The sequence below is a fragment of the Pseudomonas sp. FW305-20 genome (assembly GCF_058788075.1).
Genome location: NZ_JBYTAJ010000006.1, coordinates 169,086 through 188,280 on the forward strand (window position 1 = coordinate 169,086; position 19,195 = coordinate 188,280).

Here is a 19,195-nt window from a genome sequence, read left to right on the forward strand (position 1 = left end):
GAGCCTGGCCAGCATGGGCATGGCTAGTCTGGTGGGTGCCGATGAAAGCACCGACAAACTGGACAACCCCAAGCCGCTGGCCGACGACGTCAGCCTGCCGCTGCCGTGCGAAGGGCAGATGGTGTTCCGCTACGTCTACATCCTGGCGCAAGGCACGCTGGACGACCGCGAGATCAGCCTCGGCTATCCCTTCAGCGAGGGCGAGGCCGGTTATCAACAGTCGTTCATCTCCGGTTACCGTCGGGACTTTATCAACGGCCAGTTCACCCTCAAGGATCTGCCCAAGGATTGGGGCAAGACCATTACGCCGTTGATGCCCAAGACGGACGCCAAGACTCCACTCAAACCGATGCTTTATTTCATCGGCAAATACGAAGTCACCGCCCGCCAATACGCCCAGGTCATGGCCCAGGCGCAATCGCTGGCCAGCGGCGAGCCGGCGCCGGCCTGCGAGGCCTTGCAAGCCGAGGCGCCGCAAGGCATGGCCGGGCGTTTGCCCAAGGTGAAATTGTCGCGCTTCGAGGCCGAACGCTTCTCGGCGGTGTACAGCGCCTGGCTGATGAAATACCACAAGGAGCTGCTGCCAGTGAGCGGTCGTGGTACCTCGGCGGAGGAGGGCGGGCTGGGTTTTGTGCGCTTGCCGACCGAGGTCGAATGGGAATTTGCTGCCCGTGGCGGGCAGGCCATCAGCCGTCAGGATTTGGAAGGGCGGCTGTTTCCCCGGCGTCTGGAAGGCAGCGAAAGCGACGGCCCGCTGGCGGACTGGGCAGTCTTCAACCAGGTCGCTGGCGGCACCGGCCAGGCTGCGCGCCTGATGCCGATCGGTACCAAGCTGCCCAACCCCATCGGCCTGTTCGACGTGATCGGCAACGCCGCCGAGATGGTCCAGGAATCCTTCCAGCTCGTGCACGCCGGACGCCGCCAGGGCACCTATGGCGGCTTCGTGGTCAAGGGCGGCAACTACCTGGAAGGCGAGGGCACCTTGTTCACCGGGATGCGCCGTGAGTACCCGCTGTTCGCCGCCGACGGCACCGAGCAAAACAACGAAACCACCGGGTTCCGGGTGGCGATTGGCGCGTTGTCGGCACCACGTTCGCGCTACAAGGAACTGTTTGCCCAATGGCAGAAAGAAGGCCGGCTGGCTTCGCTGACCGATGCCATCGACGACGCCCAGGACCCGACCAAACGCCTGGACAGCATCATTGCCGCCAGCGTCGACCCACGCCTGCAAGCCGAACTCGGGCTGGTCAACGAAGAGCTCAAGCGCAACGTCTCGCTCATCGCCCAGCAGCGCGAGGAAGCGGCCGGCAACCTGATCCAGTCGGCGGCCCTGGTGGCCGAAACCGTCAACAACTACAACATTCGCCTGACCAATTTACAGAAGAGTCGCCAACAGGCCTTGGACGCCAAGGACGAGGCCAGCGCCAAGCTGTTCGCTACTGCCATCGACAATGGCCGCAGCGCGCTGGACGGCGCGGTAGCGATCTACATCGACAACCTGGCAACCGGCACGCGCTACACCGATGCCGTGATCCAGGCGCAGTTTCAACGCATCAAGGAAGAGTTGGAGCGCAAGCCGGTACTGGGCAAAAGCCTGGTCACGCGCGCAACGTTATTCGTTCGCCATGTCGGTGACTATCGTCAGCAACGACGAGCCGACCCGGCGGCGATATTGAAGGAACTGCTCGCATCGAACGCTCAGCGGTCTTGATCGTTCGTTGTATAGCGAGCTTGGAAGGGACTCAGGCGGCGGTGGGCCGTGCTGAGCTAGTCAAACTTAAAAGAGAACACAACCATGCTTTCCTCCCGTAAAACAATTGCTTCGCTTTCCAAGCGTCATCTGCTGCTGATGGCCGTTGGCTTCAGCACCGTACTGACCGGTTGCGCCACGTCGCCGACCTCCAAGGTCGCTTCGAGCACCAAGGTCGAGTACTACCCGAACTGCTACGAGCCGGTGCAGCACCTGCGTGCCACCGATTCGAACATGACCAAGTCGGTCGTCACCGGCGCGGCTGTCGGCGCTGTCGGCGGTGCCCTGCTGGGCGCCCTGGTCGATTCCGAGAACCGTGGCCGCAACGCCGCCATCGGTGCAGCGGGCGGTGCCGTGGCGGGTGGCGCGGCCGGTTACTACACCGAGCGCCAGAAGCAGATCACGGATGACAACCAGCGCATCGCCTCCTACGCCACCGACGTCAACAAAAGCGCTGCCGACATCGATCGCAGCACGGCGTACGCCAAGACTTCGCAACAGTGCTACCAGAACGCATTTACCAAACTGGTTGCCGACCGCAAGGCCAAGACCGTCAGCGACACCGAAGGCCGCAAGCGTCTGGTAGAAATCGTCGCGGGCCTCAAGGAGTCCAACGACCTGATCGTCGCGGTAAACGGTAAAGCCAGCGAAGACCTGAACAACTACACCCAGGCCTACGAAAAAGACCTGCAGCAAGTAGGCGTGCAGCGCACTGACGTGGTCACCGTGGCAACTGCCGACACCACGCCGGTCGTGGCACCGACCAAGAGCAAAAAAGCGGTGAAACCGGCGAAAAAACCGGTGCTGCCAGCCGTGCCGAAAGAAGCGGTCACCACCGAGAAAACCCTGCAGACCGCAAAAGCCAAACAGGCTGAAAGCAAGCAGGTCGCCAGCGCCGGCACCACTCAGGTCAACAGCATGTGCAAAAACCCGGACCTGGGCGACTGGGCACCGGTGCCTTGCCCGAATGTTTGATTGAGTTTTCTGTAGGCCTTCAGGCATTCCCACGCGCTACGCATGGGGGTGCTTTGTACGGGCTACCCCTTGGCGCCGTGCCGAGAAAAACCCCGATGGGTGGGACACACTCATCGGGGTTTTTTACTGCTTGGCGAGTCAGCAGGTTCGGCTTTGCTGCTTGGCGAGTATGGCCGCCATTTCCGGCTCATCCAGATGATCCAGCATTCGCTCCACCAACAAATGCACCCCATCGGCCATGCGGCTGAGTGCCAGGGCTACGGATCGGCGTGAGCCGTCCACATCGTCGGCGAGGTTGGCGGCGATGGCGCTGATGGACAGCAAATCTTCCGAGGCATTGGCGAGAAGGGTTTCAGGGTTGATGCCCGGGCTGACGCTGAAGAGCTGGCCGTTGCGTTTTGATGGTTTCTTTTCAGTGGGTGGGAAGTGATGGTCGAGGGCGCGCTCGGCGGCTTCGTGGAGCTTGTTCGAATCGAGTGATTCGTAGGGCGATGCCGGATCGGTTTCCGGCGGATTTGGTGTGACCTTGAACATTGGCTCAATCCTCAGATGAGTGAGGCTGCAACCCGTTCGCTACTAAACGTTAGGGTGGCAGCTGTGCACAGGTTAGTAGACCGATGAGCCAAGAAATCGGCGCGCCGAAGCGCCCTGCACACAACCGCCATCAAGTGCGGGCATGGGCTGCCTGCTTGATAGAGACGTTGTGCGTCTTGACATCGACGGGCTACTAAACCCGATCACTGATAGGCAGTGACAGGAACCAAGTTACCGACCGTCCCCAAGGCGCACAAGCCGGCGGATTCTGGCGTAGCCGTAGGCAATGACGCAAGGTGTTGTAGCTTGCAGGAAGTAACCTTTAAACGTTTTAAACAAGCACTGTCATCGGTGTCAGCTACCGGAAGTTTTCACGTTCATTGAGGCTCTGGATTCTTCCGTAAGCGGTCGATGTTGACCCACTCGCCTTTGCCACGAAGACGTATGCCAAATAGTCCCCCTCGAACACCGATAGCGACACCCGTTCCGCCGCTTGCCCTCGACCGAGGCCCGCGACGGCCACCTCGACCGCCAGTTGCACGCCCCCGGGAATCTCCCGAAACATTGCTGGCCAGCCCTGCGAACGGCGTTGGCTTTCGATGTGGCAAAGCGGACCGTCACTGCCGCGCAACTGCGTGACACATTCGCGCGCACCGCCATGGGCGGCATTTCGCCTTGGCTGCAACGTCTGCGCGACTGCGGGCGTAATGGCTGACTGCGCGTGGCGTGTTGAAGGAAATGTCCGAGAGGTTTGGGGGGATCAAGGATTGGGTTTCTTCAGGTGTAGGGACGGTATCGGGAAGTGACGCGGAGCGTCACGGGATGCATTCCCACGCGGGAGCGTGGGAACGATCAGGTATGCGGGGGGCGGTGGTTGGAAAATGTGACTTGGCGGTCATCATGCGGGAAAAGTAGTTCATCTTCTTCTAACGTAAGCAGATAGTGGCGTTCTTGCATGAAGCCGCTACACTGCGCCGGCCGTTCACTTTTCTCTGAGGCTGTGCGCATGAAATTTCGTTTTCTTCTGTGGATGCTGGGTTTGTTGATGGCTAAGGCCAGTCGGACTAATCCTGCGTTTCAGCAGCAGTTGGGTGATAAAGACTTGGTGTTTCAGCTACAGACCCTGGACGGGAAAGTGGCGCGGCATTTCTTTGTGAAGGACCAGCGCATCACCAGCAAGTCCGGCGTGTACGCCGAGCCAGCGTTTGCGATTGCCTTTAAAGATGCGGCATATGGCTTTGCCACGATGCAGGCGAAGAACAAGCAGTTGGCGTTCATGACGGGGATTCAGGACAAGTCGATCCAGATCAAGGGCAACCCGGCGCTGGTGATCTGGTTCCAGGGGTTGACCAAGTATTTGAAGCCGAGGAAGGCGAAGGCTAAAACCAAGGCTTGAGGTTGATGATTAACCCTGTGGCGAGGGGACTTGGCGAAGCGTCGCACCGCCCCGTTGGGCTGCGAAGCGGCCCTGAAGCCTGAGACCTTGGGTGTATCTGACATACCGTGTTGGCTGGGTTTGCGACTGCTGCGCAGTCGAACGGGGACAAGTCCCCTCGCCACAGGGGTTGGTGGTCAGTTAGACCGAGGTGGATTCATCGCGGGCAAGCCTCGCTCCTACAGGGTTTTGGTGATCCGTAGGAGCGAGGCTTGCCCGCGAAGCTTTTCAGGGTTGACTGAATTGCGAAGCCAGTTCACGCAGCAGCACTTCTGCTTCCAGAACCTTGCTGACCACGTCGTTGGCCTTGTCGCGCGTCAGCCCCAAACGCTCCAGTAACGCATCCGGGATGTCTTCATCCGGCCCGGACCCGACTCCGCGACTACGCAGCAAGCGCACCGCCAGGCACACGAGGTTCGGGTACTCGGCGTAATCGCCGTCGTAACTCGGGTCGTGCTGGAAGCGCAGCGCGGTGGCCAGTTCGTCGGGCATGTCCCAGTAGCGCATCAGCCACGAGCCGATCTGTTCACGGCTGATACCCAGCAAGTGCTGCTCGACGTAGCTGTGGCACAGGTGCGGGTTGACCTCCAGGTGGCGGCAGATCAGCGAGAAATGCGGTGGGAACACGTGGGCCAGCAGCAAGTAGCCAAAGTTGTGCAGCAGGCCGGCGAGGTAGGTCAGGCCGGCTTCCGGGCGCTGGGCGCGGGGCATGGCGCGGGTCAGGCCTTCGATGACGGCGGCGGTGTAGATCGATTGCTGCCAGTACGGCGTGGTGTGTTGCGGATGGTCTTTTGGCAGGCTCAGGGTTTTGCCCAGAGCCAGGCCCAGCGCCAGGTTGATCACCAGGTCGAAACCCAGCACCCGCACGATGGCGTCTTCTACTGAACGAATCTTGCCCGGCGACGCGTAGTACGGCGAGGCTGCCCAGCTCACAACTTGTGCGGCCAGGGCAGGGTCGGTTTCGACGACGCCGGTGATGTCGTCGATGGTGGCGTTGGGGTCGACGCGCAGTTTGATGATTTTCTGCGCGGTCTCGGCCAGCGGCGGAATTTCGATGGTCTCTTCCAGGCGTTGCTGGATGCGTCGCGCGGTGAACGCTTGAACGGCCTGGGTGATTTCCTCGCGGTCATCGTGAGGGCGGTCCAGGTTCGGGCGAATGCTGGTCAGGGCTTCGCCGAAGTTGGCGGCGCTGGCCTTGGTGAGCATGGTCTTGAAGTCTTCGCTGGTGATCTCCAGCAACACGCCCGGCTCGCCCGAGTTGATCAGCAACTTCGGCTCGCGCAGCAGGCATTCTTCATACAGGCACGGTGTACTGGTAAGCGCCGGCATGCCGGGCAGCAGGCTCAGGTTGTGTTTGCCGAGCATTTTTACCAGCCGTTCGGTCGACACGGCGGTGAGGCGGCGGCCCGTCAATTCAGCGAGGCTGTTGAGGTCCAGCAATTGGTTCTGCGGGAACAGCACCATGAGGGTGCCCACGGCGTCATCGAGCAGAACAGCCTGCACTTTGCGTGCGGCGTTCAGGCCGTGATGGTCGATGACTTCTTCGTAGGCGATACCCAATTTGCCCAGCATCAGCCGAATAACCGACGGAGCGTGCGGGGTGGCGGGTGCGAGGGCAACTTCGGTCATGGTCTGTATCCGTTGTAAAACAATGGCAGGAGTATAACCAGCTTGCTCAGAACGGTGGTTCAGAAACTGCGACGGTGCTCACACTTGGCCGTATTGCTGCCCATGACGTAGCCAGCGGTCGAGCAGCGGGCTGACGTGATCCGGCCAGCGCTCCAGCAACGCCTGGGCGGCGTCGCGCACGGCGGGCAGCAGATCGGCGTCGCGCATCAGGTCAGCGACCTTGAATTGCAGCAGGCCGGTCTGGCGCGTACCGAGCATTTCGCCGGGGCCGCGCAGCTCAAGGTCTTTCTCGGCGATGACAAACCCGTCGTTGGTTTCGCGCATGATGCCCAAACGCTGACGACCGATCTGGGACAGCGGCGGATGGTAAAGCAGCACGCAATGACTGGCCGCGCTGCCCCGACCCACTCGACCGCGCAACTGGTGCAATTGCGCAAGCCCGAGGCGTTCCGGGTTTTCGATGATCATCAGGCTGGCGTTGGGCACGTCGACGCCGACTTCAATCACCGTGGTGGCGACCAGCAGTTGCAGGTTGCCGGCCTTGAATTCGGCCATGACCGCGGCTTTCTCGACAGGCTTCATGCGCCCGTGGATGAGCCCGACCTTCAACTCGCCGAGGGCGGCGGTGAGGTCTTCGTAAGTGGTTTCGGCAGCCTGGCAGGTCAGCTCTTCCGACTCTTCAATCAGCGTGCACACCCAATAGGCCTGGCGCCCTTCAGCGCAAGCGCCGCGCACCCGCTCGATGACTTCGACGCGCCGGGTATCGGTGATCAGCACGGTGTTCACCGGCGTCCGGCCGGGCGGCAGTTCATCGAGGATCGAGGTGTCGAGGTCGGCGTAGGCGCTCATGGCCAGCGTCCGGGGAATTGGCGTCGCGGTCATGATCAGTTGGTGCGGACACATCCGCCCGCCGACGCCTTTCTGCCGCAATGCCAGGCGCTGCTGCACGCCGAAGCGGTGCTGTTCGTCGATGATCGCCAGCGCGAGGTTTTTGAACTGCACTTCGTCCTGGAAAAGCGCGTGGGTGCCGACCACCATGGGTGTGCCGTTGGCAATCTGCTCCAGTGCGGCCACGCGGTTCTTGCCTTTGAGCTTGCCGGCCAGCCACGCAACTTCAATGCCCAGCGGCTCGAGCCAGCGCTTGAAGGTGATGAAGTGCTGCTCGGCGAGGATTTCGGTGGGCGCCATCAGCGCCACTTGATAACCGGCCTCCAAGGCCTGGAGTGCAGCGAGGGCAGCGACCACGGTTTTACCCGCGCCGACGTCGCCCTGAATCAACCGCAGCATCGGCTCGTGCTGACTGAGGTCGTAGGCGATTTCGTTGCCGACCCGTTGCTGAGCGCCGGTCGGGGTGAAACCGAGGTTGGCCAGATATTGAGCCGGCAGCTTGGTGGCTTTCGGCATCGCTGGCGCGCGCAGGGAGCGCATGCTCTCGCGCAGGCGCTGCTGGGACAGTTGATGGGTCAGCAATTCTTCAAAGGCCAGACGGTGCTGCGCCCAGTGATGACCGAGGGCGAGTTCGTCGACATCGGCATCGGCCGGCGGGTGGTGCAGGTAGCGAATCGCATCGGCCAGCGGCGCCAGTTGATAGTCACGCGCCAGTTCGGTCGGCAGCCAGTCGGGCAGGCTGGTGGGGCCGAGCATCGTCAGGGTTTGCATGCACAATTGGCGCAAGCGCTGTTGGGTCAGGCCTTCAGTGAGCGGGTAAACCGGGGTCAGGGTTTCGTCCACCGGCGGCGGCTCGTCGCCGGTGATGGCGCGGTATTCCGGGTGGTAGATTTCCAGCCCCGACGCACCGGGCCGTGCTTCGCCGTAGCAGCGAATGCGCGTGCCGCGTTTGAGGCCTTCTTTCTGGGCGTTGCTGAAATGGTAGAAACGCAGGCTGAGCCCGCCAGTGCCGTCTTGCAGGCGCACCACCAGGCTGCGGCGGCGGCCCATGACCACATCGGCGCCACTGACGGTGCCTTCGATCACGGCGTCTTGTCCGGGTCGCAAATGGCCGATCGGAACCACGCGAGTGCGGTCCTGATAGCGCAGCGGCAGGTGAAAAAGCACGTCCTGGAGATTCTCCAGGCCGACCTTGGCCAACTTTTCGGCCATGGCCTCGCCGACACCCTTGAGTGCCGTCACCGACACTTGCGACAACTCGGTCATGGCAGCGACTTAGGCCGCAACCACCGGTGCTTGCGGCTTGGCCACCGAGCACAGGCGAATGGAGTCAGCGAGGATTTCAATCGCCTTCGGCCGCGGGAAGCTCGCGCGCCAGGCGATGGCCACGGTGCGGAACGGTACCGGCGGCGTCAGTGGGCGCACTTCGATCACGCCGGGGGCGTAGTGATGGCTGTCGACCGCCGACAGCGGCAGGATCGAGATGCCGAGGCCGGACGCAACCATGTGGCGGATGGTTTCCAGGGAGCTGGATTCCACCGTGGTGTGCTTGGCGCCGTCATTGCCTTTGGCCAGGGTCGGGCAGGCTTCCAGCACTTGATCGCGGAAACAGTGGCCTTCGCCGAGCAGCAGCAGGCTCTTGTCGTTGAGCAGGGCGGCGTCGATGGATTCTTTTTGGGTCCACGGGTGCTGGGCCGGCATCAGGACGTAGAACGGTTCGTCGTAGAGCTGGAGGGTCAGCACGTCGGCTTCGTTGAACGGCAGGGCGATGATGATCGCGTCGAGCTCGCCGTTGCGCAGTTTGTCGCGCAGCACGTGGGTGAAGTTTTCTTCGATGTACAACGGCATCTGCGGGGCGACCCGGTGCAGTTGTGGAATCAGGTGCGGAAACAGGTACGGGCCGACGGTGTAGATGGCGCCGACTTTCAGCGGCGCGGTCAGCTGGTTCTTGCCGGCCTGGGCCAGTTCGCGGATGCCTTGGGCCTGTTCCAGCACTTTCTGCGCCTGGGCGACAATGCCTTCGCCGACCGGGGTCAGGCGCACAGCACTCTTGCTGCGCTCGAAAATCAGCACACCGAGTTCGTCTTCAAGCTTTTTCACGCCCACCGACAGGGTCGGCTGGCTGACGTGGCAACGCTCGGCGGCGTGGCCGAAGTGCTGCTCTTGGGCGAGGGTAACGATGTAGCGTAATTCTGTAAGAGTCATAGCAAGCGTCCATGAAGTTGCGGGCCAAGCATACCGGCTGCAATCGATAGACGCACGTTATCAGACTGAGTGCGTTGAGTGACACAGGGCAAAGCAGGTTTGCCGCTGGCGGATATGCAAAAGGCACCTTTCGGGTGCCTTTCACAGATATTCCTGCTGCCGGAGATCTCTGTGGGAGCGAGCCTGCTCGCGAAAGCGGTGTATCAGTCAACATGGATGTTGGATGTGATGGCCTCTTCGCGAGCAGGCTCGCTCCCACAATGGTTCGGCGGTGGTTTAACGCCGGCGTTTTTCCAGCGAGTAAACAAACGGTGCAACGATTTCGATGGCGCCGTTGGTCAACATGTCCGCCGGGGGCTTGGGCAGTGGCTGGGCGCGGCGGATCATTTCCAGGGTCGCCCGGTCCAGATCCGCTGTACCAGAGCCGCCCACCAGTTCGAACGACAACACGTTACCTTCCCCATCCACCACGAAGCGCAGACGGTTCATGCCTTCCTTGCCCCGCACCTGCGCACTGGCCGGGTATTTCTTGTACTTGGCCAAGTGAGCGAGCAGGGTGCCTTGCCAGCTGGCCTTGGCCGCTTGCTGCGCCGGTGATGGGCCCGGTGCCGGCTGAGCGGATTTCTCCGTTGGCGCCCGAGTCGGTTGCGCGTCGCTCGGTTTTTCCTCGGACGGCTTCTCTTTAGGCGGCTCCGGCTTTTTCTCCACAGGCTTGGGCGGTTGAGGCTTTGGCTTGGGTTTGACCGGTTTCGGCACCGCGATCTCCGCCTTTGGCACTTCAGCCAGCTTCGGTATCGGCAGTTCTTCCACCGGGGCGGGTGGCTGTGGCGGCGTTATGACTTTCGGCGGTGCCGGCGGTGGCGGGGCCGGAACCGGCGCCAACTCGACCATCATCGCCTGCGGCGGCAGCTCGATCGGTGGGCGCGAGGTCCAGTTCAGCGCCAGCGCAATGGCCAGCGCATGGACGCCCAGCACCACGGCCAGGCTCGTGCTGTAACGCGTCAACTTTTGGCGCGTCGTGATCATTTCTTGACTGCCGTCTCGAGTCCGACCAGACCCACCTTCAGGTAACCGGCAGAGCGCAGGTTGTCCATCACGCTCATCAAGTCGCCGTAATCCACGCCTTTGTCAGCCTGGAAGAAGATCGTCGTGTCTTTCTTGCCTTGGGTCCTGGCGTCGAGGGTGGCGCCGAGTGCTTCGGCCTTCACTTCGTCTTCGCCGAGGAACAGGCGCTGGTCAGCCTTGACGCTGAGGAACACGGGTTTCTCTGGTCGTGGCGCCGGTTTGGCGCTGGAAGCAGGCAGGTCGACCTTGATGTCCACGGTGGCGAGCGGGGCCGCCACCATGAAGATGATCAACAGCACCAGCATCACGTCGATGAACGGTGTGACGTTGATTTCGTGGTTCTCGGCCAGATCGTCGTCTGCGCCTTCTTTCAAATGCAAGCCCATGGCTGATTACCCTACTTTGACCATGTGGGGTTGCACGGAGCGCTCGGTGGTCGGCAGGTGATCGAGGTCACGGCTAACCAGCAGCAGGACTTCAGCCGAGGCATCGGAGACTTGTGCCTTGTAACCGGCAATCGAGCGGGCAAAGACGTTGTAGATCACCACGGCAGGAATCGCTGCCACCAGACCCAACGCGGTTGCCAGCAGGGCTTCGGCGATGCCGGGAGCCACGACGGCGAGGTTGGTGGTCTGGGTTTTGGCGATGCCGATGAAGCTGTTCATGATGCCCCACACGGTCCCGAACAGGCCGACGAACGGCGCGGTGGAACCGATGGTGGCGAGTACGCCGGTGCCGCTGCTCATGTTGCGACCGCAGGCTGCAACCAGGCGCTCGAGACGGAAGGCAACGCGTTCCTTGATGCCTTCTTTCTCGCGACTGTTGACCGACAAACGCATCTCTTCCAGGGCGTCATGCACCAGCAAATTGGCGAGGGTGCCTTGCTTGGTGGCTGAAGCGCTGGCTTCTCTGAGCGTGGTGGCTTTTTTCAGGTGGACGATTTCGGTGCGCAGGCGACGTTTGGCGCCCATCAGCTCGAAACCCTTGGCGATCCAGATGGTCCAGGTGATGATCGAGGCGATGGCCAGGCCGATCATCACGATTTTCACGATGATATCGGCGTTCTGGTACATGCCCCACGGCGACAGGTCATGGGCCATGCCCAGGGAGTTGTCGGCCTCGAGGACTTGCGGAACGTCTTCGCCGGTAGCGTCTACGGCTTGGGCCGGATCGGTCGCAGCCGGCGTAACCTGAGCGGCTGGAGCTGGAGCTGGAGCAGCGGTGGCGGCCGGAGCGGCGGGCGCTTGTGCGTCAGCGAAAGTGGCGGTCGGCGCCAGCATCAGGCTGAGCAGCAGGGCGGCCACTGCGCTCCAGGCGCGAGGTCGTTTGGTTGGCGAAGCGGGGAATTGATTGCGTGTCATGCTGGCCGGACCTGAGAGAAAAAGACGGTAAATGTTCTTCCAGGCCTCGTGAGGCCGAGAACAAAAGTGGCGGGCATTATTGCAAGTAATTCTTGTTAACAAAAGTAATAGAGTATCTTTTTTTCCTTCATTGCTAGCCGCTCGTCCATTGCCAGCGCTAGTCTGTGCCTTTCTGATGGGAGTTTTCTGATGTCTGCGCCTTCTGTTTTGATCGCCGGCTGCGGTGATGTTGGCAGTCGTCTGGCTACGCAATTGCTGGCTGGCGGGTGGGAGGTTCATGGCCTGAGGCGTGACGTCTCACGCCTGCCCGCGGGGGTAATTGGCGTTGCCGGTGACTTGTTCAATGAAGACTGTCCAGCGACCTGGCCAGTCGGTGCGGTGGACTACCTGGTGTATTGCGCAGCCGCCACCGATCACGATGAGGCGGGTTACCGCGCTGCTTATGTGCAGGGTTTGCAGCATGTGCTGGAGTGGCTGAACGACTATGGGCAGGTGCCTAATCGCCTGCTGTTCGTTTCCAGCAGCAGTGTGTATGGCCAGCAGGAGGGCGAGTGGGTCGATGAGACCTCGCCGACCATTGCAACAGGCTATTCGGGTCGATTGATGCTGGAGGCGGAGCAAGTGGCGCTCAATAGTGGCATCCCGGCCAGCATCGTACGTTTGACCGGCATTTACGGCCCAGGTCGCGAATGGCTGCTGACTCAGGTTCGTCGGGGTTATCGCGTGGCTGTCGACCCACCGTTGTACGGCAATCGCATTCACGCCGACGACGCGGCGGGGTTGCTGGCGTGTCTGCTTGAGGCGGATCTTCGCGGTGTAGCGCTGGATGACATCTACATTGGTGTAGACGACGCGCCTGCGCCGCTGGCCGAAGTGGTGGGCTGGTTGCGTGAGTATCTGGGCGTGACCGAATGGGCCGAAGACGCAAGCGTGCGCCGCACTGGCAGCAAGCAATGCAGCAATGCCCGGGCGAAAGCCTTGGGCTGGACACCGAAGTATCCGAGCTATCGCGAAGGCTACGCCGCGATACTTGCCCAAGGGAGTTGAGCTGAGCGAGCCTCTAAACAACAGGCGCCTGCGGGCGCCTTTGTTTTTGGGTCATTGTTTTACCAACAGCCACTGGCGTTGGCCGGGGGTGAAGTGGGGGATTTCGTCTGGCCGGGATTGATTGATTGCCCGGAAAATCTCCAGTTGCTTGCCTTTGCGAACGAAAATCCATGTGTCACTCAGGTCGCCCGTGCCCAGATACAAGGTGTCATTGCCTGCACCTTGGCTGGCGCAATCACCGTCCAGGCATAACTCGTATCGATCGGTTCCCGGTAACCCCGAAACGTGGCCATCTTCCGTAAACACGACCATTTGGCCTGTTCCGTGACTGTCGATGATTTCCCACTGTCCGCCCATGTAAGCAGCGTTCAAGGCGCTCCGGAAGGTATCAACCCACCCTGTTTTCGTTTTGGCGGTCTTGCTGGGGCGACTGAACACCTGCTGGGGGACTTGCTCCTTGGCCAGTTGAGTCAGTCGCTTGCCATCCAGGCGCAGCTCGTCAGTGCCGTAGCCGTTGTAGTCGACGGTCCAGGCATTGGGTGACTTTTGCAGCAGTTGGCCCGCACCCACCTCAAAACCGCTGCTCACTTGCGCCTTGCTGGTGTGGGTATTGATGTCCCATTCCAGATTCCGACCATGGGTGTTCAGGGCTTCACGTAAAGACTGGCCTTGGGCCGCTGCATCGATGGCCGCCTGATTGATCCAGATACCGCTGATGTCCGTTTCTGCGGGCATGGAGGTGCAACCGCCGAGCAGCAATAGGCCAAGGATAAGCAGTGGGCGCATGATCAATCCTTGAGGGGGCAAAGAATTCGACGGTGCAGGCTAAAGAAAAAGGAGCCCGTAGGCTCCTGTATTCTGTATCACTGTTTTTCCAGCAACCACTTGCGATTACCCGGGGTGAACTGTGGCATTTCATCCGCCTGTGCGGTGTTCACTGCCTGGAGGATTTCCAGTTCCTTGCCCTTGCGCGCAAAGATCCAGGTATTGCCCTGACCATTCGCCTGTAACCACATATTGTCATTACCGCCGCTCATCGACGCGCAATCGCCTGCCAGACACAAGGCATAACGATCCGCCCCCGGCAGGCCGGCAACCTGGCCATCAGCCTGGAATTGCACGGTATTGCCTTCACCGGGACCGCTGACGACTTTCCAGCTACCGCCCATGTAGGCCGAGTACAGTGCGCGTTCAAAACTGGCACCTATCGGTGCGCCGTCCGGCACCGTAACTTGCGCGCGGTCGAAGACTTGCTCCGGCTCATTGTCGCTGGCGACCTGGCTCAGTTGCTTGCCGTCACGCTTGAGCTCACTGGCGGAGCTGCCATAAAAGTCGACCTTCCAGGCGCCGGACTCTTCGCCCAGCAGCTTGCCGTCGACATTTTCAAAACCGTTGGTGTAGCGGGCCTGGCCGGCCTTGGTATTGACGTCCCATTCCAGGTTCGGGCCATAAGCCTGGAGCGCTTCGCGTAGCGGGCCGCCTTTGGCTGCAGCATCGATCGCCGCCTGATTGATCCAGGTGCCGCTGATATCACGATCGGCAGGGTTGCTGGCACAACCGCCCAAGAGTAGGGCGACCAGCGAGAGAGCTAGCGCTTGGCGCATGGTGGAATCCTTTCAAAACAAGATCGGCGCAGCCTTTGGAAGGCTGCGCCGGACACATTACTCGATGACCAGAATGGCATCCATCTCAACCTGCGAACCCTTTGGCAGGGCTGCTACGCCGATGGCGGCGCGGGCAGGGTAAGGCTGGTCAAAGTACTTGCCCATGATCTCGTTGACCTTGGCGAAGTGGCTCAGATCGGTGAGGAAGATGTTCAGTTTGACGATGTCCTTGAACGAACCGCCAGCGGCTTCAGCCACGGCTTTGAGGTTCTCGAACACCTGGACGGTCTGGGCTTCGAAGCCTTCAACCAGTTCCATGGTTTTTGGGTCCAGAGGAATTTGACCCGACATGTAAACGGTGTTGCCGGCCTTGATCGCCTGGGAGTAAGTGCCAATGGCGGCCGGGGCCTTGTCGCTGGTGATAACTGTTTTGGTCATGAATGACTCCTTGTAATGGGGTGGCTTAGGCACGCATGCGGGTGATGCGAATCACCCCGGTCAGTGCACGCAGTTTCTTGATTACGCGGGCCAGGTGTACGCGGTCGTGCACGCTGACCACCAGTTGGACCACGCTGATGCGGCCATCGCGTTCGTCCATGCTGATTTTTTCGATATTGCCGTCGGCCGCGTTGACGCTGCTGGCCAGCAAAGCGATCAGGCCGCGCTGGTGTTCCAGCTCGACGCGCAGTTCGACATTGAATTCGCCGGTGACATCCTTGGCCCACGAGAGCTGGATGCATTTTTCCGGGTTGTGGCGGATTTCGCTAATGTTGCGGCAGTTGTCCAGGTGCACGACCATGCCTTTGCCCGCGGACAGGTGGCCGACAATCGGGTCGCCGGGGATCGGCGTGCAGCACTTGGCGTAACTGAGCACCAAGCCTTCGGTGCCGCGAATCGCCAGCGGGCCTTCGGCACTCGGCAGCTGTTCGCCTTCACCCAGCAGTCGGCGGGCGACCACGTAGGCCATGCGATTGCCCAGGCCAATGTCTTCGAGCAGGTCTTCGATCAGTTCCAGGCGGTACTCGGTGAGCATCGCCTTGACGCGCTCGGCGGCTACTTTCTCCAGCGAGCTGTCGAAACCGTTGAGAACCTTGTTCAGCAGGCGTTCGCCGAGGCTGATGGACTCGGAGCGGCGCTGCAGTTTCAACGCATGGCGGATGTGAGTCCGCGCCTTGCCAGTGACCACGAAGTTGAGCCACGCCGGATTCGGTCGCGCGCCGGGAGCGCTGACGATCTCGACCGTGGAACCGCTTTGCAGCGGTTCGGACAGCGGTGCGAGACGACGATTGATCCGACAGGCAATGCAGCTGTTGCCCACGTCGGTATGCACCGCGTAAGCGAAGTCGACCGCCGTGGAGCCTTTGGGCAACTCCATGATCCGGCCTTTGGGCGTGAACACGTAGACCTCGTCCGGGAACAGGTCGATCTTCACGCTCTCGATGAATTCCAGCGAGTTGCCGGCCCGTTGCTGCATCTCCAGCACGCCTTTGACCCACTGCCGGGCGCGGGCATGCGTGCCTTTTGGCTGCTCGTCGCCGCTGGATTTGTACAGCCAATGGGCAGCGATGCCGTTGTTGGCCATTTCTTCCATTTCACGGGTGCGGATCTGGATTTCGATCGGTACACCGTGCATGCCGAACAGCGTGGTGTGCAGCGACTGGTAGCCGTTGGCCTTGGGGATCGCTATGTAATCCTTGAAGCGACCCGGCAACGGCTTGTACAAATTATGTACAGCGCCCAGCACGCGGTAGCAGGTATCGACCTTGTCGACGATGATCCGGAACGCATAGACGTCCATGATCTCGTTGAAGGCCCGACGCTTGCCGCGCATTTTCTTGTAGATGCCGTAGAGGTGTTTCTGACGACCGCTGACCTCACCCTGAATGCCGTCGATGGCCAGGCAGTGACTGAGTGACTCTTCGATCTTGTTGACGATTTCCTTGCGGTTGCCCCGGGCGCGCTTGACCGCCTGGTTGATCCGCGCGGAACGCATCGGGTGCATCGCCTTGAAGCCGAGGTCTTCGAATTCTATGCGGATGGCGTGCATGCCCAGCCGGTTGGCAATAGGCGCATAGATTTCCAGGGTTTCCTTGGCGATCCGTCGGCGTTTTTCGCCGGACAGGACTTCCAGGGTCCGCATGTTGTGCAGGCGGTCAGCCAGTTTGACCAGGATCACGCGAATGTCGCGGGCCATGGCCATGGCCATTTTCTGGAAGTTTTCAGCCTGGGCTTCGGCCTTGGTCTCGAAGTTCATCTGGGTCAGTTTGCTGACCCCGTCGACCAGTTCGGCCACGGTTTCGCCGAATTGCGCTTGCAGCGCTTCCTTGGCAATACCGGTGTCTTCGATCACGTCATGCAGCATCGCAGCCATCAGGCTCTGATGGTCCATGTGCATGTCGGCAAGAATATTCGCAACCGCGAGTGGGTGCGTGACGTACGCCTCACCGCTGCGGCGGCGTTGGCCGTCGTGGGCTTGTTCGGCGTAGAAGTACGCTCGGCGGACCAGGTTGACCTGGTCCTTGCCGAGGTAGGTCGATAAGCGATCGGCGAGGGCGTCTATGCTCGGCATGATGAAACCTGCCGTTCGCTGTGACCCCGCGCCGTGCTACGTCGACCAGGCATGGCTTAGACGGCCTCGTTGGACTCGTCCTCGAACGCTGCGAACAGCGGTTCGTCTTCGACGATTTCAGCGTTGGCGATGAACTCGTAGCTCATCAGGCCTTCAGCGATTTCACGCAAGGCTACAACAGTAGGCTTGTCGTTTTCCCACTGAACCAGTGGCTCTTTGCCGCCGGTGGCCAGTTGACGGGCACGCTTGGTAGACAGCATGACCAGCTCAAAGCGGTTTTCCACGTGGTTTAGGCAATCTTCAACGGTTACGCGGGCCATGGTATTCCTCGGAGCGAATGCAATATGCGCGCTGCCCGGTTGGGCGAGCGGACTCGACAGTTTAAAAAATCACCAGCGATTAGGGAAGCGCTGATTTTTTGACCAAGCCCTTCAACGCGCTGCAAGTGCCAATGTAAAGCCCTTGCAACGGTTTTGGGAAGAGCTGTTTAGCCGAGCAATTCGGCCAAAAGTTTTCCGTGCCGCTGCTGCTGGCGCTTCTGATGCAGCTGATTGGCGCGGAAAATCGCCTGCAAATCGCGCAGTGCGTGGGCGAAATCGTCGTTGATGATCAGGTAATCATAGTCAACGTAGTGACTCATTTCGCTGACGGCTTCGCGCATCCGGCCTTCGATGATCTCGTCGCTGTCCTGACCGCGATTGGTCAGTCGCTGGTGCAAGGCTTGCAGGGACGGCGGCAGAATGAAGATCGAACGAGCCTGGGGCATCAACTTGCGCACTTGCTCGGCGCCTTGCCAGTCGATTTCCAGAATCAGGTCGTGGCCTGCGTCGAGGGTCTGCTGCAAGTGGCTTTGCGAGGTGCCGTAGAGATTGCCGAACACTTCGGCGCGCTCCAGGAAGTCGCCATGTTCGCCCATCTTCACGAACGCTTCGCGGGAGACGAAGTGATAGTTCACGCCGTTCACTTCACCGGGGCGCATGGCGCGGGTGGTGTGGGAGACGGAGACGCGGATCTCCTGATCGGCGTCAGTCAAGGCCTTGACCAGGCTGCTCTTGCCCGCGCCCGAAGGGGCGGAAATGATGTACAGGGTGCCGGTGCTGTGGGTCATGTGGGGTTTGCCTTACTCAATATTCTGCACTTGTTCGCGCATCTGCTCGATCAACACTTTGAGGTTGACCGCCGCCTGGGTGCTGCGCGGGTCGAAGGCTTTGGAGCCCAGTGTGTTGGCTTCGCGGTTGAGCTCTTGCATCAGGAAGTCCAGGCGCCGACCGGCAGCGCCACCGGATTTGAGTACCCGGCGAACTTCGATGATGTGAGTGCTCAGGCGATCCAGTTCTTCGGCGACGTCGCTCTTTTGCGCGAGCATGACCATTTCCTGCTCCAGCCGCTGCGGGTCCATCTCGGCCTTCATGTCGGCGAAGCGGTCGAGGACCTTCTGGCGCTGGGTGGCAAGCATCTGCGGCACCAGTTCGCGCAGGGTCACCACGTCTTCCTCAATGGAGGTCAGGCGATCGTTGATCAACCGCGCCAGCTCCGCGCCTTCGCGCTCGCGGCCGGCCTTGAGTTCTTTCAGGCCTTCGTTGAACAGCGCCAGGGCTTCGGCATTCAGGGCTTGCGGGTCGGTCGCATCGCCCACCAGCACGCCAGGCCAGGCCAGGACTTCCAGCGGGTTCAGCGCGGCCGGATTTTTGATCAGGCCGGCGATGGTCTCTGCGGCGGCGACCAGTTGTGCGGCGCGCTCGCGGTCCACTTGCAGGGGTTTGTCGGTGTTTTCTTCGGTGAAGCGCAAGGTGCATTCGAGCTTGCCCCGGGAGATTCCTTGGCGCAGGGCTTCGCGGACTGCGCCTTCGAGGTCGCGAAAGGACTCCGGCAGACGCAAGTGCGGCTCCAGGTAACGGCTGTTGACCGAGCGCAGTTCCCAGCTAAGGGTGCCTTGGGCGCCGGCTTTCTCGACGCGGGCGAAGGCGGTCATGCTGTGCACCATGGAGGTACCTCGCAATGCAGGTCCATGCGTTACCAAAGGTTTCGCAGGCCTGATCTATATGAATTTAAGCCCAGAGGCAGCAAAGGCGCAGGATTGTAGCGCAGTGGGGCGAATGCGCCCAAACACACGAAGTGACAAAGGGCTGCAGG

Annotated in this window: 18 protein-coding genes and 1 pseudogene; 5 read left to right on the forward strand and 14 right to left on the reverse strand. The window is 60.9% G+C overall.

What is annotated here, in order from left to right:
• Nucleotides 1-13: 13 nt before the first annotated feature.
• Together AC3WP4_RS07720 and tagQ are read left to right on the forward strand one after the other, a co-directional pair.
• Complete coding sequence (locus AC3WP4_RS07720; RefSeq protein WP_256581120.1) at nt 14-1,711, forward strand: formylglycine-generating enzyme family protein; 1,698 nt, start codon at nt 14-16, stop codon at nt 1,709-1,711.
• Nucleotides 1,712-1,795: 84 nt separating this feature from the next.
• Nucleotides 1,796-2,725 carry a type VI secretion system-associated lipoprotein TagQ gene (gene tagQ, locus AC3WP4_RS07725; RefSeq protein ID WP_074872025.1) on the forward strand — a complete coding sequence of 310 codons (930 nt, stop codon included), beginning with the start codon at nt 1,796-1,798 and terminating at the stop codon, nt 2,723-2,725.
• A gap of 138 nt (nt 2,726-2,863) precedes the next feature.
• Here tagQ and AC3WP4_RS07730 read toward each other — a convergent pair whose 3' ends face one another.
• The gene (locus AC3WP4_RS07730) at nt 2,864-3,259 is read right to left on the reverse strand and encodes a DUF6124 family protein (RefSeq protein WP_074872023.1); all 396 of its coding nucleotides are present in this window, start codon (nt 3,257-3,259) and stop codon (nt 2,864-2,866) included.
• A gap of 475 nt (nt 3,260-3,734) precedes the next feature.
• Here AC3WP4_RS07730 and AC3WP4_RS07735 point away from each other — a divergent pair.
• Both AC3WP4_RS07735 and AC3WP4_RS07740 read left to right on the forward strand, forming a co-directional pair.
• A pseudogene (locus AC3WP4_RS07735) lies at nt 3,735-3,974 on the forward strand (hypothetical protein); the annotation flags it as partial.
• A gap of 291 nt (nt 3,975-4,265) precedes the next feature.
• Nucleotides 4,266-4,655: a helicase gene (locus AC3WP4_RS07740; RefSeq protein ID WP_074871989.1), complete on the forward strand. Its 390-nt coding sequence runs from the start codon at nt 4,266-4,268 to the stop codon at nt 4,653-4,655.
• Nucleotides 4,656-4,922: 267 nt separating this feature from the next.
• Here the strand turns inward: AC3WP4_RS07740 and AC3WP4_RS07745 are convergent, their stop codons facing one another.
• The 6 genes from AC3WP4_RS07745 to exbB all read right to left on the reverse strand — a co-directional run bounded on the left by AC3WP4_RS07745 (nt 4,923) and on the right by exbB (nt 11,842).
• Nucleotides 4,923-6,323 carry an aminoacyl-tRNA deacylase and HDOD domain-containing protein gene (locus tag AC3WP4_RS07745; protein WP_102614547.1) on the reverse strand — a complete coding sequence of 467 codons (1,401 nt, stop codon included), beginning with the start codon at nt 6,321-6,323 and terminating at the stop codon, nt 4,923-4,925.
• Between the two features lie 78 nt (nt 6,324-6,401).
• Nucleotides 6,402-8,477, reverse strand: a complete 2,076-nt coding sequence (gene recG / locus AC3WP4_RS07750; protein WP_102614548.1) for an ATP-dependent DNA helicase RecG — start codon at nt 8,475-8,477, stop codon at nt 6,402-6,404.
• Between the two features lie 9 nt (nt 8,478-8,486).
• Nucleotides 8,487-9,416 (reverse strand): hydrogen peroxide-inducible genes activator, encoded by a 930-nt coding sequence (locus AC3WP4_RS07755; RefSeq protein ID WP_008150125.1) that lies wholly within the window; start codon nt 9,414-9,416, stop codon nt 8,487-8,489.
• A 276-nt stretch (nt 9,417-9,692) separates the two neighbouring features.
• Nucleotides 9,693-10,442: a TonB family protein gene (locus AC3WP4_RS07760; protein WP_102614549.1), complete on the reverse strand. Its 750-nt coding sequence runs from the start codon at nt 10,440-10,442 to the stop codon at nt 9,693-9,695.
• On the reverse strand, nt 10,439-10,867 hold the full coding sequence (gene exbD, locus AC3WP4_RS07765) for a TonB system transport protein ExbD (protein ID WP_010465232.1): 429 nt from the start codon (nt 10,865-10,867) through the stop codon (nt 10,439-10,441). The genes AC3WP4_RS07760 and exbD overlap by 4 nt, the downstream gene beginning before the upstream one ends.
• Before the next feature lie 6 nt (nt 10,868-10,873).
• Complete coding sequence (gene exbB / locus AC3WP4_RS07770; RefSeq protein WP_102614550.1) at nt 10,874-11,842, reverse strand: tonB-system energizer ExbB; 969 nt, start codon at nt 11,840-11,842, stop codon at nt 10,874-10,876.
• A 189-nt stretch (nt 11,843-12,031) separates the two neighbouring features.
• Here exbB and AC3WP4_RS07775 point away from each other — a divergent pair, with 189 nt between their 5' ends.
• Nucleotides 12,032-12,889 (forward strand): SDR family oxidoreductase, encoded by an 858-nt coding sequence (locus AC3WP4_RS07775; protein ID WP_102614551.1) that lies wholly within the window; start codon nt 12,032-12,034, stop codon nt 12,887-12,889.
• Nucleotides 12,890-12,940: 51 nt separating this feature from the next.
• Here the strand turns inward: AC3WP4_RS07775 and AC3WP4_RS07780 are convergent, their stop codons facing one another.
• The 7 genes from AC3WP4_RS07780 to AC3WP4_RS07810 all read right to left on the reverse strand — a co-directional run bounded on the left by AC3WP4_RS07780 (nt 12,941) and on the right by AC3WP4_RS07810 (nt 19,046).
• Nucleotides 12,941-13,675 (reverse strand): hypothetical protein, encoded by a 735-nt coding sequence (locus AC3WP4_RS07780; RefSeq protein ID WP_074871974.1) that lies wholly within the window; start codon nt 13,673-13,675, stop codon nt 12,941-12,943.
• A 77-nt stretch (nt 13,676-13,752) separates the two neighbouring features.
• The gene (locus AC3WP4_RS07785; protein WP_074871972.1) at nt 13,753-14,493 is read right to left on the reverse strand and encodes a hypothetical protein; all 741 of its coding nucleotides are present in this window, start codon (nt 14,491-14,493) and stop codon (nt 13,753-13,755) included.
• 57 nt (nt 14,494-14,550) lie between these two features.
• Nucleotides 14,551-14,931 carry a RidA family protein gene (locus AC3WP4_RS07790; RefSeq protein WP_003229509.1) on the reverse strand — a complete coding sequence of 127 codons (381 nt, stop codon included), beginning with the start codon at nt 14,929-14,931 and terminating at the stop codon, nt 14,551-14,553.
• A 25-nt stretch (nt 14,932-14,956) separates the two neighbouring features.
• Nucleotides 14,957-17,062: a bifunctional GTP diphosphokinase/guanosine-3',5'-bis pyrophosphate 3'-pyrophosphohydrolase gene (gene spoT / locus AC3WP4_RS07795; RefSeq protein ID WP_033059343.1), complete on the reverse strand. Its 2,106-nt coding sequence runs from the start codon at nt 17,060-17,062 to the stop codon at nt 14,957-14,959.
• A 56-nt stretch (nt 17,063-17,118) separates the two neighbouring features.
• A complete protein-coding gene (rpoZ, locus tag AC3WP4_RS07800) occupies nt 17,119-17,382 on the reverse strand; it encodes a DNA-directed RNA polymerase subunit omega (protein ID WP_007894670.1) in 264 nt (87 codons plus the stop codon).
• Nucleotides 17,383-17,549: 167 nt separating this feature from the next.
• Nucleotides 17,550-18,170: a guanylate kinase gene (gmk, locus tag AC3WP4_RS07805; RefSeq protein WP_076029287.1), complete on the reverse strand. Its 621-nt coding sequence runs from the start codon at nt 18,168-18,170 to the stop codon at nt 17,550-17,552.
• A 12-nt stretch (nt 18,171-18,182) separates the two neighbouring features.
• Nucleotides 18,183-19,046 (reverse strand): YicC/YloC family endoribonuclease, encoded by an 864-nt coding sequence (locus tag AC3WP4_RS07810; RefSeq protein WP_008150145.1) that lies wholly within the window; start codon nt 19,044-19,046, stop codon nt 18,183-18,185.
• Nucleotides 19,047-19,195: the final 149 nt, after the last annotated feature.